A 15,450-nucleotide genomic window follows, 5' to 3' on the forward strand; every position below is an offset into this window, starting at 1 on the left:
GGCACAGCCCACACCGGCAGTGACCCTCCTACCTCAGATCCCACTCCACGAAAATCCCCGGCCCTCTCAAAAGTCGAAACCAGATGAAAGGCGATGCTCATGAGCAACGACATCACTACCGGTAACCGAGCTGCACGCCGGAACTCGGGTGGTCGCCACCGCAAAGCTCAGCACCAGGCCACGACCGCGCTTCTCGTCGCCGCAGCAGTATCCGCAGGGATTGTGTTCGCGCCCCTAGCCGGTGCCGCTCCGACTCAGGGCGGCACCACAGGTGGAGGCACCCAGGGCGGCACCACCACTACTCCTGCTCCCGTTCCTTCTCCCGCGTACGTGCCCGAGGCCCCCGCCGAACCGATCTACTGGACCGCGCCCCCGGCGCAGCAGCCGCAGTACACCGCGATCCCGAACTACGACTACGGCACCGGGCAGTACACCGGAAACACCAACTACGTTGCACCACTCGACTACTCGACGTTGCATGCGCCTGTAGCGGTCGAGGCCGCGCCGATCTACATTGCGCCCCCGGAAAAGATCATGATCGGCGACTACCACCTCAATCAGGCGAACTGGATCACCGACGAGGACCGCGAGCGCACCAACAACACCGCCGGGCTGATCCGTTCCCAGGTGGCCACGGCCTGGAAGTCTGTCGGTGTCGAGCCGGACCGTGCCGACCGTGTCGCCGCCGCGCAGATGACAGGAGCCGTCACCGGTTTCATTGCTGCAGGCGCAGCGTGTGCGGTTCCGGGTGCGCTACTCGGTGGCACAGGTGGCGGTCTCTACGGCGCAGCGCTCGGCGGTGTAGTTCCCCTGCCAATTCCGCTGCTCCCCGAGGTCACCACAGGTGTCGCCGGCACCGCACTTGGCGCGGTCGGCGGCGGCTTGATCGCCGCAGCTCCCTGCGCCCTCGCCGGTGGCGCGGTCGGCTTCGTCGGCGGAACCGCATTCGGTGCAGGCGACGACGAGGGACAGCCGATCGAAATCACCATTCCCGACGTCGACCAGCCCACGATTACTGACGAGACCGGGACAGTCCTGGACCAGTGGGAGCAGTCCGGCCCGGCCGGTGAAGCCACCGCATCCGCTATCCGCGACGTTGTCGCCGCAGCTCCCGCGATCGACCAGCAGGCCCGCGACTGGGTCGCCGTGCAGCCCGGTGGTCAGCAGGTCATCGAAGCAGTCGACGGTGCGCTGGAGACGTTCTTCGACGGTTCCGCTGGAACGGCCGCAGAGATGATTTCGACCGCTTTCGGCCTGGGCGCTGGAGCCCCGGCCACTGCCTGACCACGAAAGGTGGGTGGACACCATGAAGCTCAGCAATAAGCCCCAACGGCACCCCGCCGTCGTCGACCTTCTCGGTGGCACGCCCACCACCGCTCAGCCGGGCGCAGCTGTTAATGCAGCTGCGCCCGGCGGGCCGGTGGCCCTGCTACCCTTGGCCGCACCACAAGCCACGTCAGACTCGCGAGACGAGGAGCCGCGCCGATCAAACAAGAAACTCGTGCTCGCCGGTATAGCCGGACTCGCTGTCGTGGCGATTGTCGGCGGCACCATGTGGGGCGGAGATGGAAACCAGCCCGAAAACACAGCGGCCGCGTCCACCACCACGGAGAAAGCGTCCGACACGCTGCCGATCCTCGACCTGCCGGAGACGAGCGCCACCACCACGCCCGCGTCCTCCGACGTCGACGACGACGACGAATGCCGCGCTGACCGTGGCGATCAGAACAGCGGTGCAGGCGTGATCGCAGCGTGGAACCACGCCTACTACATCGCACGCAACGCGGTCACAGCTCGTGCGCTGGCCACGCCGAATTCCTCTGTCGTTCCGGCGGACCAGCTTCAGGGATTCATCGACTCCGTACCCGTCGGCACCAACTACTGCATGCGCACCAAAGCATTGTCCGAGGACGTGTATCTCGTGGATCTGTCCGAGCTACGACCCGAAGGCGCAGAGCGCATAACCCAAACCGTCACCACCAAGAAGATCGACGGCAAGTGGTTCGTCGACGTCTTCAACTGACTGGACACACGACAGGACACCCGAATGCCTTTCTCACACAACACCTTCACCAAAGCCGCCGCCACAGCCGCCGCGCTCGCCAGCGCCGTGATCCTGGTCGGGTGTGGAAGCGACGACACCCGCGATGCAGCCTCGGTCAGCACATCGACCAGCGGCACCATCGTCACCGACACCAGCACCGACCTCGGCAGCATTGTGATCGGTTGGGGTGAGCAGCATTCCGACAGCGAAATCACCACACCCAAACCCGAAGACGTCACCGCGCGCTGCACCGGACGCGGCGACGACCTGGCCGTCGACATCACAGCACCGCCCGGCTGGAAGATCCACGCCAACCACGGATCTCAGTCCCTCACTATCGGCAACGCCGACCAAGACCTCCCCACCGCAGATATCGACACCACCAACCAGTTCCTCGAAATCCTCGAGTCCGTCGACTGGTCCGAGAGCGACCAGCTCGACATCGCCGCCACCACCGACGCGCCTACCGACTGGAAGCCCATCCACAGCGGCCGCGTCCAACTCTCCATCCACATCGACTGCCGCTGAACAGCACACACGACACGTCCCGCCCAGTGGTTCTCGCCGCCTTCTGCTCACGGTCCGGCTAACGGAAAGTGCCCCGCTCCGAACTCCGGAGCGGGGCACTTCGCTTGTTGGACACACGCCGACTGGGATCAGCCATCAATGGATTGTTGTCGCAACGAATATCAGGCCCTCCGGCTCCACACGGATGTGCTGGTCAACACCTATTACACGAGTCAGGATTGCCCCGACACCCCGTTGAGGTGAAACGCCGAAGTGGGGGACTGTAGGCGCCTGTGTCCCTTCCGGCAATTGAGGTGCCCATGCCCGTCAGATATGTGAGAAGCCACCGTGCCGTTGCACTGATCGCCGCCGCGACCGTTGCAGGTGCCAGCGTCGCGCTCATCGCTCCTGCGATTGCCCATGCGGCGCCGACCACGTGTGCAGCGACGTTCAATCTGTTCATTCCCGGCACCTGGGAAACGACCGAAGATGCTGATCCTTCAGTGTCGGTCGGCATGCTCAAGCCCGTTGCCGATGCCCTCAAGAGCGCGCATGGCAGCGACGCCGAGATTTACACACTGCCGTACATGGCGCGCGCATTCGACAACGGCCACACCTACGCAGACAGCAAAGCCGATGCCCTCGCCAAGTCGAAGCAGATCTTGTCGAAGGTCGAGAATGAGTGCCCGAAAACGAAATTCACTATTGTCGGCTACTCGCAGGGTGCGGACGCTGCCGGCGACTTGGCGTCCGAGATCGGGAATGGCAAGGGCCCCGTGGACGCTGGTCGAGTCCTCGCAGTCGGCTTGCTCGCTGATCCTGGTGCCGGAACGAAAGGCTCTGCGACGGTCGGGCCGCACACTTGGGGCCGCGGCATCGCCGACCCGCGCCCGCAGGGGATGGGGTCGCTCTCTGGCCGCGTCGCCTCGATCTGCGCTCCGGGAGACCTGTACTGCTCGATCGAGAAGGGCTCGAGCCCCCTACTCGGTTCACTCGGCTCGATCCTGACCAAAAGCCCCAGCGATGTCGCGACCGACGTGCCGGCCGGAGGGAACAGTCAACTCGCCACCGCGTTGACGTCGGACTTCTCCGGCTCCGATCTGCCTGCACTGGCGGCGAACGTGGCCACTATCGGGCAGCAGCTCGCAGAACCGACCGTCGACATCAAACAGGTGGCCATGGCTGCAACATCGATCGCGAAGACTCTCACTCCACTGGCGGACCTCCTCGACTCGGGAGCGGCGAACCCGCAAGCGAACGGCCAACTCGCGGCCGCGCCTGTTGGTACCGCCGAATACAACGCGTCCGAAATCCTCACCAACGCGGGGCAATCCGACCTGACTGCAGCTCTCGATACCGCTACGAACCTCGCCGACACCGCGAACAAGCTGACCGGCAATGACGGCAGTAACGGCGGTGGCTCGCTGCGGCTGCCGGCGACGTCGGCGGAGGTGCAGACCCTGGCGAAGGCCGCAGAGGTCCTCGGCGTACAGGTCGCTCCACTCGCGTCGACCCCCACCGATGCACTCACCTCGGCCACCAGCGTGCTGTCGGTACTCAAACCGACGGTGGTGGTCAATCAGGTGCTCAATGTCGCCACCGGTATCACCTCACTCGACATGCCCGGCATCCTCGAGAATCTGACTGTGCTGCCGCAGAAGGTCGCCGCACTCGATGCCCGCGGTGCCCACGACATCGCGGGCCAGCTCAACAATCAACTCTCCCCACTGATCACGATGGCAGCAGCCGTTGATCTGACATGGGTCTCACAGGTGCTCTCGGTCATCCCCGACCCCTCCGGCGCCACCCAGATCGCGGCACTCGTCGCGTCGATCCTCGCAAACGTCGACGTCATCAAGTTGGCGAACATCGTCGGGCAGATCCAGGAGATCGCGTGGGCTGCTGTCGAAAAGCTTCTTCCTCCGCCCGGGCAGCTGCCCGACCCGCTCGGCGCAGCTGCGACCATGACGGGTCTTGTTCCGGTCGGCCTGGATCTGGCGTCGGTGGCGATGAACATGCTCTCAGGCAAGGCCACCAAGACCTCACCGGCACTGCTGGGTAAAGCGACGAACGCGGTCTCCACGAGCATCACCACGCAGGCGGAGAATCTGGATTTGCCGCAGTTGTCGGACTCGTTGGTCAAGCTGTCCCAGTCACAAGGGGCCGAGGACCTTGTGTCCTTGGTCGGCGAAGGTTTGCGCGCCGCAGACTTTTTCACCTCCGGTGCCCACACCAACTACAACGCCCTCGTCGTCGACAACGCCGGACGTAGTGCCATCGCGTGGCTCTCGGACTGGCTCAACCTCCAGATCGGACGTGCCGTATGAGCCCCCGAGCCCACAACCCCGCTGCCCGATGGACGACGTGCGAGAAGTGCGGTCACCGCGGCTATCACACACGTGGTGATGCGAAGGCGGTTCGCAAACGCCACCACGGCGCTAAAGGAATGGCCGTGTTCGCGTGCCCGCACACCGAGGGCTTGTTTCATGTTGGGCACCGGCCGAATGCGTTGAGCAGCGGGCAGATCGACCGCAACCTGCTCCGAGTACAAGCCCTGAAATCCGCCACCGCAACACAGGATTTCAGTATCGGGCTGGTCTCGACATGCCCTGCGCAGTTGACGTCATCTTTTGAATCCCAATCCGGCCCGGCAATAGCCGCCGAGCCCATCACCGCGGCCACCGAGGCCCGCCGACTGGAACGCACCCGTCGGATGCGCACCGCACCTCTGTGTCCCTGCACTCCGACGGCATCTGACCAGAATAGGGAAACGACAGAATGAACTCCGCGAACTCCGCTGAGACCGAACGCCATGCCCACCTGCACGATTCGCGTCCCGATGATCGTGTCGCTGCCGGCCGGCAGGATGAGCGCTCCGAGAACAACAGGGGGATTTCAGTGCCGGACACCTTCACCGTGATCCCGGGCGACGAAGGATCGCCGGTCGTCATCCATGTTCCGCATTCCTCGCGCCTGATCCCACCCGATATCCGCACCGACCTGATGCTCACCGACGAGGAACTCGCGGCCGAGCTGGATGAGGCCACCGACATCGCCACCGACGAGATCGCGCTCGCCGCCCTCGCCCACGTCGGTCTGCGGCCCACGATCGTGATCAACCAACTTTCACGTCTGGTGATGGATCCGGAACGGTTCCCCGACGGCGACCTGGCTGAGTCGTTCGGCCGCGGCGCCGTCTACACCCGGACCTGCACGGGCGCGCCGCTGCGCGCCGAAGCCTATCCGCGTCGGGCGGAACTGATCGACGCTTATTTTCGTCCCTACACAGACGCCGTCACAGACGCGGTCGAGAACCGGTTGAACGCGTGCGGGCGGGCGGTCGTCATCGACCTGCACTCGTATCCGGAGAAGCCGTCCGCGTTCGAAGACTCCAGTGCGGCGCGGCCACCGTTGTGCATCGGCACCGACCCCCGACACACCCCGCCGTGGCTGACCGCTGCTGCCCGTGGCGCTTTCGCGTCCCTCAGCGAGATCTCCGAGAACACGCCCTACAGCGGAACGTACGTGCCGCTGCGGTACTACGGCACCGATGACCGGGTGTCGTCGGTGATGATCGAACTGCGCCGCGACACCTACCTGACCGACCCGCGCACGCCACACCCTGAACGCATCGCGCAGCTTGGCCGCCATCTCGCTGCCCTCATCGACGTAGTCAGCGATCGAGCCACCGATGTGTAAACCCAAACCCGGCCCACGCTGCACCCCGCACATCCGCAAGCGCCTCGGCAACGCCGCCGCCCGCATCGATTCGACCCGCGCCAAACTCGACAAGAACCCCAGCGACGCGCGCCTGCAACGGCGTGTTGCCGCCGCCGAAGCCGCCCACCGCGACACCCGCGCGCTCTACGACTCCACCCCCGGCGGCCAAAACGAACTCCGCACGGCGATCGCCGCTGAACCTGAACCCGACCGCCGGGTCGAGCTGACGCGGCGACTGGCGGCGGGGCAGCAGCTGCGGGCCGAACAAACCGAGGCACTGCGCCGCGCGCAAGGAGGCGTGGACAATGACAACGAGAGAAACGAGAGAGGGGAACACGATGGACGAACCGATGACGCAGGAACGCCGCGAAAAGTTTTGGAGGCAGTACGGCTGGAGTCCGGAACTGCCGGAGGCCAAACGGGCGGAAATCGAGAAATACTGGTCGGATCCGGAGATCGAGGAAGCCCAAGCCCTCGGCTTCTGATAGGCGACCGCCAGATCCAACCGGTCACCGACCACACTCTCTCCGCTGACGAACGCGAGAGCTTCGCCGCACGCGGATTGTCCGCACCGACGCTTTACGAACTGGACCCTGCGGACTCCGGCGTCTACCGCGAGCAGATGCTCGAGCTCACCCGAAAAAACCCGCATGCCGCGTCGGTCCATGTCTACGACGAATCCGAATACCGGCAGATGCGGCTGTTGGTCACCGACGACGGAAAAGCCGGCGTCGCAATCAAAGACGACGAAATCGTCTCGGCATTCGCGCATAAGGACTGCGCGCATCCGAGGTCGGTGCAATCGATGCTTCGCCAGGCCACCGCCCTCGGAGGTCATCGTCTGGACTGCTTCGACACCGTCCTTCCCAAGCTCTATTCGGACGCCGGATTCGTCCCCGTCGCACGCCTGGCCTGGAACGACGACTACGCACCTGAGGGCTGGGACTACCAGCTGTTCGACACTTTCAACGGCGGACGACCCGACGTGGTGTTCATGGCGTATGACCCCGGCCGTGTCGGTGGCATCTACACCCCGGGGACGGGGGAGTACATCGACGACTACGACGTCGGTATCACCCGCGCCCAGGCGTACATGCCCGGCATGTCGACAACAGGGGGAGCGAGCACTATGTAACGACACGGCCGAGGACATCAGGAGTGTCCTGGATTATCAGATACTGCGGATAACATGAACAAGATATTCATTCAGCAATACAACAAAGAGGGTTCTCTGTGGCCGAAATCATTATTCGCCAACTTATCGACGATCTCGATGGGAAACCCATCGACACCGGATTGGGACACGAAGTCACCTTCTCCTACCAGGGCGTTGATTATCGGATCGATCTACGGCCTACCAATGCTGACAAGATCGAAGCGGTATTCGCCCCGTATATCAATGCGGCGGAGAAGGTTTCCTCTGCTGGCAAGCCCCGTACGAAAACCTCGGCCGTGGTCAAAGCGTCGGGTTGGTCGATCTGTCGAGCAGCTGAAAGCGATCCGCGACTGGGCCGGCAAGAACGGATTCGACGTCTCCCCACGCGGGCGGATCAAAGCCGACGTCGTTGATGCGTTCGACGCCGCACATTAAGGACCTGTGACCGTGCACGATCATATTGACCACGCCTCAGCCGTAAGGACATGGACAAGGCGGAGTGCAACCCAGCGGCGGCCTCAACGGAGGGCGATCGCGACACGGGACGGCATTGCTGCGGCTGCGGCCGAACATTTCAACACGGTCGGGTACGCCGGGGCGAGGATCGCTGACATTGTGGCCACAACGGGGGCCTCGAAGGGCTCGATGTATCACCACTTTCCGTCCAAAGAGTCTCTGGCGCAGTACCTGGTGCAAGGATGGGGCACCGTCCTTGTCGACACCATCGCCGACGTCACTGCCGCAGACGAGCCTGCTCCGCGCCAGCTCACGAACGTCCAGCGCACACTCGCGGAGATCATCACGCACGATCACGTCGCGCGAGCCGGATTGATCTTGAGCCTCGAGCGAGCTGTCGACGAGAGCGCAAAGGTGTACACCGCATGGACGAGCGCCGTCAGCGTCATTGTCGAGCAAGCAATTCGTACCGGCCAACTCGACGACACGGCCGAACACTCGCGGCTCGCAGAAACCTTGTGCGCGGGTTTCGTGGGCGCCGTCCACGTCGCCACCAGTCTCGGCGAACCCGAGACGATCAGTCGCCGTGTCGATGATCTTCAGATGCTTTGGCTCGGCAGCGATCCTGCAATGCCGGTGGCTGCCCGATGAGAATGAACCAGCCTGCGCAGCAGATCCGTCCGAGACCCGCCTCTGTCACCGAAATACTCCACCGGGAATTGTTTTCCGATTTCCAGGAACCACCGGCTGCATTGTTCGAAACCAGCCCGGACCGGTAATGCCGAGGCATCTAACACCCGCACGGACGGCCCGCCCCGGCCCGCAGGTCGCGTACCTGGATTCCCTGAGCGCGCCAGATGTGCTGCCGCGGCACCGCTGACGCGATGCCTTGCCCTGTCACAACGGGCTGGTGACGTCAGTTAAGTGGTCGAGCTGCCATAGGGACATCGGTAGTTCGAGCGGATGAGTGCTTGATAGGCGCCCGAGAAACATTCGATTCAGACATTCTCGGGTGAGACGAGTCCACATAGTGAAGAAACGCACGGATACCGTCGAGCAGAGTTGCTAGGCAGTCGATCTCGATCGAAACCACACCACGCCCGACACGACGATAATCACGAGACCCATGAAAGCCACGACATTGGCGGAGTCCGACTTGAATCGACGAGTCCTGAGGCGCCGTACTCACGCGCGCGTAGCCGATCTTCATTCCCGCTCCCGATTTTCGCCGTTCAGACGTCCCGGACACAAACTGTCCGCTAGAACCTATGCCCTACCGGACGAATCCAACGGACACATAAACCGGACGAAATCGCGAGAATTTCCCCACGTCAATTTCACGTAGAAGACCATTTGAGATCGTCCGGTATGACGATCGCTATGCCGGACGATTTGCAGTGCCCCACGTCTATCGCCGATACCCAGTAGAGGGTCTCTCGGCGAGATGCGTGCGTCAAGGATTACGGGGCGGAACCAGAACAGTCAGGTCGAGGTCTTCGTCAAATTCGTCGGCGATTCCGCTTCGCGGCCACGTTTCGATCATGGTTCCGATGCAAATCAGTGCAACGGTTTCCGGATCGTTCGGCTGGAAGTAAGAACGTAGGGCCTCCAAAGCGAACTCGAAGGAAACGCGAGCAGACCCCTGACTGCGAAATACTCTGACGACCACAGTCAAGGATCCCCCGGCCAAAGTTGCGCCCTGAACTTCGAGGTACCTTTCTGCTTCCCTGCTGGACACACCCTTGAAAAGCGCTGAAGCGAACGTCAGTGACCAGTGATCGAAGGTCCTGTCCGATGTATCGACTGGGCCTTGACTGTCAAGATTGGGAGTGTAGATGCCGCGATATACTGCGTCCTCGTTCATGATCCCTCTCGATAGGGTGTAGCGTTCATCTCTTCGTCTCTGTACGGAGTCCTCAGGAGCGTACCTACGTGACGAGACACCACGAACGGATCCGAACTCCGCTCACCGACGACGTAATTGCCTGGCATGGGTGAGTTCGGCCCGGTGCCCGTCGGGGACAACGGCATCGATATCCCCGCAATCCTGCAGGGCAGCCCGATTCCCGGCGGCGGGTATTTGTCAGAAGTGGGCGGCGAGCCGGTCCGGATTACCGTGAACCGACGCTGCGTCGACGACGACGGAACCTTTGTGGTCGCAACAGGTAACAGGATGCTCCAGTTCGTTGTCACGGGTGCCGTGCTGCGACCGTCGACTGCCGTCGACGTCGTTCGGGGTGCCGCACCGGTAAGCCTGGGAGCGATCTACATCTACGTCTCCGACGTCGAAACGACGCAGTCGATCTATGTCGTTGCAGCGTTTTTCTCGGATTCGGGTTCCATGATCGACGCTCCGCCGGAATTCGATTGGTGGAAGCACTCGAATCTGCATCGAGATTTCTCGGTGCACCGTATAGGCGGGACTCTCGACGCGTTGATGCCGGTGTACCGATCCTTGAACCACCGTTTCTACCTCCCGCACATGGACCGGCGAGGAAGATACTGGAAACTGTGCGTCGTCAGGCCACCCGAAAGTTCTGGTCTCGGTGCAACCTTCGCCGCCACTGTGAGTGCTCTGTCCCGCAGGTCGGCGATCAGTAGCGACATCAAACCGCTCGCACTCGAATGGCTCCATGACGGAATCGCATTGTTCACCTTTCAGCGAATCCGGAAACAGCGCTGCTTCCAGCTGGAGATCGATCTCCCCGACCACAACCAGATGACGTTCGGCGGCTTCTTTCTACCCGCCGGCGGTCCGATTATTCGGGAACCAGCCCAGTTCGCGGCGGGGCTGACCTCGCGGTTGCGTGAATTGTCGGCGGCCTCGTATTCGTTGATGGGAACCGAATGTGACTGCATTGAGTGAGCATCCGGATGCCAGCTGAGCCTTCGAACTACAAACAGAACCTTATGACGGTGACGTTGCATCCGCCGGCGAATAGGACTCGGAGAAATCTGAACCTGTTGGTCTGGAGCTGTTCGCTCGACGTAGGACAACGAATCGCAAGGAGGACCACTTCCGACAACAAGGAGCTACATTGTCCAAACGCCGCCGTACCCCTCCCTACGAAATTTCACCGGCCTCTGGGGAAGAGCGAGAGTATTCAACGTATTTCGAACCCTGGACGCTGCGATGCGCCGCGAGTTTCCTCGCTGGACTGATCGGCTTCCAAGAACGAGGCGGCTTGCGGGTGCGGTCCTTCGAAGTGCTACCCAACGAGGACACCGTTGCTGCCGTCATCGAGTACTACGGCAACAACGAGCGTCCCAATGCTGTTGTGGGGTACACATTCCTGATCTCACATCTACGACGGATGATCGGCGACACGGACAACCCGGCCGCCGCAGCTTTCGCTTATCTGCACGACATGGCAGTACAGCCCACAATCCCCGGCGACAAGGCGCCGATCGACGGAATCCACTGGATCACTTTCCCTCACCACTCGTAGTCCGCGCACCCGGTTACGAACCCGACCGGAAGTCTCCGGACTCGCCGGTGTGATTCAGTACGCTCGCAACATGAGTGGACTAGGGCGACGTTTCAGTTCCGCCTACGAGGGTCCGGAGCCACCAGCATGGACCGCGCACCTTGAGTACAGCGCAAGAATTCTGCGGCTCGCAGGGTTCGAGATCGAGGACAAAGCGCTGCTGGCACGGGTAGAGCGCGAGGATCACGAGCGGCAAAACGCTACTCCCCGTGATCGTCGACGGACCCTGCCGGACTTTCGGAAGCATCCCCCTCAAACAGAAGAAGCACTGTTCGCCGTTGATTTTTCACGTCGATTCAAATTCACCGAGAATGTAGACATCCGACTCGAGCGTTTCAGGGTTTTCCCCAATGGCGTCTCATTTCAACTAGCGGATCGACAGCCTGGCTCTGAGGAGGGCCAGGGAATCGCGACTGGAAATGAAAATGTGAATCTCAGCGGCCGAATCAGGCCAGGGCAGCAGCACCGCATCAGGTTGGTGGTCAGCGTGGATCCCCGTCATGGTTCGTACGGTTTCCATGGGGGCGCCACACCTCACAATGCCGCAGAAGTATCCGCATTTCCGGATGATCCCGAATTATTTTGGCTCGCCGGGGGCAGTGAGAGCCGAGGTCTCACTCAGGAGGGTGGTGTCGAGTTCGCTGCCTCCTACTTCTTGAGCCCGTGCCGACCAAGGGCACCTTGATTTTCACGATCGGGTACCCGGAACTCGACATTGAGCCGACCAGCATCAGTGTTAGCGCGTCAAAATTTGCTCTGAAAACCGGCTGACTACGGCCAGAGACGTTCATCGCGTAGTTAAATCGACCGAGCCTCGACCGTCGCTCCTATCGTCGCATTGTCAACGATCCCCCCTCGCATTGAACATGTTCAACCATCCTCCGGAACCAGAACGCTCTCAGCTCCTTCCTGCGGGCTCGCGCGTGCGTTTGACCATCGCTATGCCGGACGATTTGCAGTGCCCCACGTCTATCGCCGATACCCAGTAGGGGATCTCTCGGCGAGATGCGTACGTCAAGGTTTACGGGGCGGAATCCGAACAGTCAGGTCGACCGCGTGCGCCCGGCATTCAGCAGCCCGATCCGCTCGCCGTCCACGCTCGCTCCCGAGTCTCCACCGGCACGCAAATACTGGCCTTGACCAGTATTGATGCACACCGGGTCGACCGGTCATGTCCGCATGCGTATCCAGGTGCTGCTGGTGAAAGAGGCCGTTGGCAGCGACAACTGCGCCAACAGTAGGGGTGCGCTGTTTGTGAGGGACAGAGCAGCCACTGTTTCGGATCTGCTGCGAGGCGTCGGACCCCGCGTAGAGGCGACAGCAGCCATGTATGGCGTAAAGCGTGCACAGACCAGATTCAGTGAAGACGCTCAGCGTGGAGCTTTCCGACCTGCCCCGAGCATTCGAAGACTCCGACGTGGGAGTCATCGACGTGGACATACAATCGACTTGACCGTTGCGAATCATTCGCTAGTCAAGGTTCCGCCGTTATGTCGCGGCGAGCAAACCCAGAATCAGGACTCTCTTGCGAGGGCCAAGGCGTGTCGGTGTCCCGACGTAACATAGCGGTGCTCGGAGGTTGCCGGGCAAGACATCTTGGTGCGAGGAGCCATTCATTGAGCGCGAACCAGTATCGAAGCCAGCTCACGAGCAAGCGCAAGCAGCGCGTCGACGCCGAAAAGAAGGCCGGTGAGTTCCGGACCAAGGAGTCGAAGAAGCGCGCCGAAGCCGCAGCCGCGCGACTGGCGGCCTCGAAGTCCAAGAGCGAGTCGACCGTGAAATCCAAACTCCGCGAGGCCGAGCGCAAGGACAAAGAGGCTGAAACCGCCGGGAAGGAAGCTGGCCGGTGGCAGCTGAAAGCCAGCGGCTATGCCAAGAGCGAGGCCGAACTCCAGGGCAATCTCGCCAAGGCGGAGAAGTCCGAAGCCGATGCCGCCGAGGTCAAGCGAAAACGAGAGGAGCAGCGGGCTCAGCGTCTCGCCGCTGGCCAGCGGGCGGAGCTCGAATCCCGGGTCGCGACTACTGAATCCGCGGTGGAGCATGTGCTTCGCCAGCTGCCCGCGCCCAAACCCGAGAAGCTGCGAGTGTTGATCCTTGGGGCCGCAGGCGAGGGCGATCTTCGAGTGGGCCGCGAACAGAAGCGGATCCGTGCAGCCGTCGAGTCAGCTCTTCATCGCGATCAGATCGAGTTCGATGTTCGCCCTGCGGCGACGCCCGCGGACCTGCTCGACGGGATCACCAAGTTCCGTCCTCATGTGGTCCACTTCTCCGGTCATAGCGATGACGATTTCCTGGTGTTCGAGCAGGACACCGACGATCCCAATTCGGGTATGGATGTCGCCGCTGGTGCGTTCGCCCGTGCGATCCAGGCGACCGACAATCCACCGCTGCTGGTGCTGCTGAACTCGTGCAACTCCGCAGCTCAGATCGATAACCTTGCCGCCGAGGTGGTGCCGTTCGCGATCGGCATGGCCGACGAGATCGACGACGGTGACGCGATCAACTATGCCGCTCAGTTTTATGCCTCGATCACCAACGGCCAGTCGATCAACTCATCTCACCTGTCAGGGCGATCGGCTCTCGAGCTCGCGGGGTTGAGTGGCGCCGATCTGCCGACTCTCGCGTGCGCCCCGGACGTGGATCCGAGTGTGACGATCCTGGTCAAGGCCATGGAGTAGCGCAATACCACTGAGCGCCCGGCGTTTACTTCGCACAACATCGAATCGGCGAGTGGACATACCCGCGCGGAATTCGTTCGTCCGAGATTCGGAAAACAACGGTGAGACTGTGACTTTCGGCTGAATATGGCGTGTTTTTTGATGCCGTGGTTGGCATGTTGTGGATGTTCGTCGCCGCTCTATTTATCATCGGCGAGAACACACACGCCAGGAGTGACCACGGACCGAAGGGGCCGGGCTCGATTTCGGGATGAGTCAATCCGGTATCTGCCGGGCGGGAGGGGGCGGCCATGTGTCGAGATACGGTGAGGTACAACAGCACGCGCCGATGATCCCGGATAATCCGAAGATGTACATCCATATTGGCGCCCCGCGCCTGAACTTGCACGAGATGGGCTGACCTGGTGGTCACCCGCTGACGTGACCACCAGGGCTGCTGAATCCGGCCACCGGAGACCGCAGCCCTGACATCACGCTCCTAGCGACTGCACTAGCTTACGGCTGCAGCCTTACTCAGCTGCGGGACAATGCCATCGATGCCCCATGTCAATGACAGTAGGCCGGGAGAATAGAACGCAAGCACCTTCTCGGTATCTGCGTACGTGACAGCGCCGGACCGGACCGCGCGTAGGTCCGCGAATCCAGGGATTGCCGCCGACAATTTTTCCTGATCACTGCCATGTGCATAGATCATGAGGTAATCAGCATCGAGCAGATCGGCGCGCTCGAGGCTGACCGGCGCTCGTCCGGATTGACTGGCTTCCTTGGTCACGGACTCCGGTAACTTTTGGGCTATGCGAAGGTCTCGACTGTGACTCTCGGAGTTATTTGGCATGTTCTTCCCTGAATTTTTTGGCACGGTGGTAGCCGTCAGACACTCTCACCGTGGGATCCTCGGTCGTAGTAGGAGGCGGGAGGTATCTCGGGCCTCTCACTGTGTTGAGATCCCCCAACCCGGCATCCTCAGAGCCCCCGAACAACTCCTCGACGCGGCGACTGTTCAGAAAACCACTGATCAACTGCCACAGTTCATCCGCGAACGCCGGGGCATCTGGACCGACCAAGCGAAGCAAGAACACGAACGCATCATCATCATCGAGCGCGGCCACGATGCCGTGCTCGGCGATCGCCCCCGCATCATCGGGGTACACCCCACCCAGGAACTCCAGCCCATGCAGATAATCGTCGAGGTACCTGTTCGGGCGCATCCCCTCATTCTTCCATCATGATCACTCCTGCAAGATCGGCAAGCCGGACCCACGTCATGGGCGATCGGTTGTCTCGTTCTTCTTCGAGCCTCATCGTGTCAGTCTCACCGATCCGACCTCGTTCGTTGGGAGATGCAAACAAATCGACAGGCAGCAACCGAAAACGAGCTGAGAGCAATTCTGCGGGTTTGGG

14 protein-coding genes and 1 pseudogene are annotated in these 15,450 nt (G+C 61.9%); 12 read left to right on the plus strand and 3 right to left on the minus strand.

Going from position 1 to position 15,450, the window contains the following annotated elements; all coding sequences use genetic code 11:
- The first annotated feature begins 99 nt into the window (after positions 1 to 99).
- The 9 genes and pseudogenes from BH682_RS33680 (at position 100) to BH682_RS33725 (ending at position 8,534) form a co-directional block, all read left to right on the plus strand.
- A complete protein-coding gene (locus BH682_RS33680) occupies positions 100 to 1,284 on the plus strand; it encodes an insoluble domain protein (RefSeq protein WP_075836457.1) in 1,185 nt (394 codons plus the stop codon).
- 22 nt (positions 1,285 to 1,306) lie between these two features.
- Positions 1,307 to 2,023 carry a hypothetical protein gene (locus tag BH682_RS33685; RefSeq protein WP_087503850.1) on the plus strand — a complete coding sequence of 239 codons (717 nt, stop codon included), beginning with the start codon at positions 1,307 to 1,309 and terminating at the stop codon, positions 2,021 to 2,023.
- Between the two features lie 24 nt (positions 2,024 to 2,047).
- Positions 2,048 to 2,572 carry a hypothetical protein gene (locus BH682_RS33690; RefSeq protein WP_075836339.1) on the plus strand — a complete coding sequence of 175 codons (525 nt, stop codon included), beginning with the start codon at positions 2,048 to 2,050 and terminating at the stop codon, positions 2,570 to 2,572.
- 299 nt (positions 2,573 to 2,871) lie between these two features.
- Positions 2,872 to 4,878 carry a cutinase family protein gene (locus BH682_RS33695; protein ID WP_075836341.1) on the plus strand — a complete coding sequence of 669 codons (2,007 nt, stop codon included), beginning with the start codon at positions 2,872 to 2,874 and terminating at the stop codon, positions 4,876 to 4,878.
- Between the two features lie 571 nt (positions 4,879 to 5,449).
- Positions 5,450 to 6,250: an N-formylglutamate amidohydrolase gene (locus BH682_RS33705; RefSeq protein ID WP_075836461.1), complete on the plus strand. Its 801-nt coding sequence runs from the start codon at positions 5,450 to 5,452 to the stop codon at positions 6,248 to 6,250.
- Entirely contained in the window at positions 6,243 to 7,406 is a 1,164-nt protein-coding gene (locus tag BH682_RS36955; protein ID WP_223304594.1) for a hypothetical protein, read from the plus strand. The genes BH682_RS33705 and BH682_RS36955 overlap by 8 nt, the downstream gene beginning before the upstream one ends.
- A 98-nt stretch (positions 7,407 to 7,504) precedes the next feature.
- Positions 7,505 to 7,627: pseudogene (locus BH682_RS37235) on the plus strand (Lsr2 dimerization domain-containing protein); the annotation flags it as partial.
- A gap of 43 nt (positions 7,628 to 7,670) precedes the next feature.
- Complete coding sequence (locus BH682_RS37240; RefSeq protein WP_332328463.1) at positions 7,671 to 7,862, plus strand: Lsr2 family DNA-binding protein; 192 nt, start codon at positions 7,671 to 7,673, stop codon at positions 7,860 to 7,862.
- Between the two features lie 12 nt (positions 7,863 to 7,874).
- Positions 7,875 to 8,534 (plus strand): TetR/AcrR family transcriptional regulator, encoded by a 660-nt coding sequence (locus BH682_RS33725; protein ID WP_190287637.1) that lies wholly within the window; start codon positions 7,875 to 7,877, stop codon positions 8,532 to 8,534.
- A gap of 802 nt (positions 8,535 to 9,336) precedes the next feature.
- Here BH682_RS33725 and BH682_RS33730 read toward each other — a convergent pair.
- Positions 9,337 to 9,747 (minus strand): hypothetical protein, encoded by a 411-nt coding sequence (locus BH682_RS33730; RefSeq protein ID WP_075836345.1) that lies wholly within the window; start codon positions 9,745 to 9,747, stop codon positions 9,337 to 9,339.
- Between the two features lie 126 nt (positions 9,748 to 9,873).
- Between BH682_RS33730 and BH682_RS33735 the strand changes: the two genes are divergently transcribed.
- The 3 genes from BH682_RS33735 to BH682_RS33745 all read left to right on the plus strand — a co-directional run bounded on the left by BH682_RS33735 (position 9,874) and on the right by BH682_RS33745 (position 14,049).
- Positions 9,874 to 10,749 (plus strand): hypothetical protein, encoded by an 876-nt coding sequence (locus tag BH682_RS33735; protein ID WP_075836347.1) that lies wholly within the window; start codon positions 9,874 to 9,876, stop codon positions 10,747 to 10,749.
- Positions 10,750 to 11,074: 325 nt separating this feature from the next.
- Positions 11,075 to 11,332: a hypothetical protein gene (locus tag BH682_RS33740; protein ID WP_075836349.1), complete on the plus strand. Its 258-nt coding sequence runs from the start codon at positions 11,075 to 11,077 to the stop codon at positions 11,330 to 11,332.
- 1,655 nt (positions 11,333 to 12,987) lie between these two features.
- A complete protein-coding gene (locus tag BH682_RS33745) occupies positions 12,988 to 14,049 on the plus strand; it encodes a hypothetical protein (protein ID WP_075836351.1) in 1,062 nt (353 codons plus the stop codon).
- Positions 14,050 to 14,539: 490 nt separating this feature from the next.
- Here BH682_RS33745 and BH682_RS33750 read toward each other — a convergent pair whose 3' ends face one another.
- Both BH682_RS33750 and BH682_RS33755 read right to left on the minus strand, forming a co-directional pair.
- Positions 14,540 to 14,821, minus strand: coding sequence for a hypothetical protein (locus BH682_RS33750; protein WP_075836353.1), 282 nt, complete (start codon positions 14,819 to 14,821; stop codon positions 14,540 to 14,542).
- A 52-nt stretch (positions 14,822 to 14,873) separates the two neighbouring features.
- On the minus strand, positions 14,874 to 15,257 hold the full coding sequence (locus BH682_RS33755) for a hypothetical protein (protein WP_075836355.1): 384 nt from the start codon (positions 15,255 to 15,257) through the stop codon (positions 14,874 to 14,876).
- Positions 15,258 to 15,450: the final 193 nt, after the last annotated feature.

The sequence above is a fragment of the Rhodococcus sp. YL-1 genome (assembly GCF_001942025.1).
GTDB lineage: Bacteria > Actinomycetota > Actinomycetes > Mycobacteriales > Mycobacteriaceae > Rhodococcus_F > Rhodococcus_F qingshengii.

Bases quoted from the DNA above. Each gene is read 5' to 3' on its own strand.
- BH682_RS36955 (WP_223304594.1), top strand. From the start codon at position 6,243: ATGTGTAAACCCAAACCCGGCCCACGCTGCACCCCGCACATCCGCAAG.
- BH682_RS33695 (WP_075836341.1), top strand. From the start codon at position 2,872: ATGCCCGTCAGATATGTGAGAAGCCACCGTGCCGTTGCACTGATCGCC.
- BH682_RS33685 (WP_087503850.1), top strand. From the start codon at position 1,307: ATGAAGCTCAGCAATAAGCCCCAACGGCACCCCGCCGTCGTCGACCTT.
- BH682_RS33680 (WP_075836457.1), top strand. From the start codon at position 100: ATGAGCAACGACATCACTACCGGTAACCGAGCTGCACGCCGGAACTCG.
- BH682_RS33690 (WP_075836339.1), top strand. From the start codon at position 2,048: ATGCCTTTCTCACACAACACCTTCACCAAAGCCGCCGCCACAGCCGCC.
- BH682_RS33730 (WP_075836345.1), bottom strand. From the start codon at position 9,747: ATGAACGAGGACGCAGTATATCGCGGCATCTACACTCCCAATCTTGAC.
- BH682_RS37240 (WP_332328463.1), top strand. From the start codon at position 7,671: ATGCGGCGGAGAAGGTTTCCTCTGCTGGCAAGCCCCGTACGAAAACCT.
- BH682_RS33735 (WP_075836347.1), top strand. From the start codon at position 9,874: ATGGGTGAGTTCGGCCCGGTGCCCGTCGGGGACAACGGCATCGATATC.
- BH682_RS33755 (WP_075836355.1), bottom strand. From the start codon at position 15,257: ATGCGCCCGAACAGGTACCTCGACGATTATCTGCATGGGCTGGAGTTC.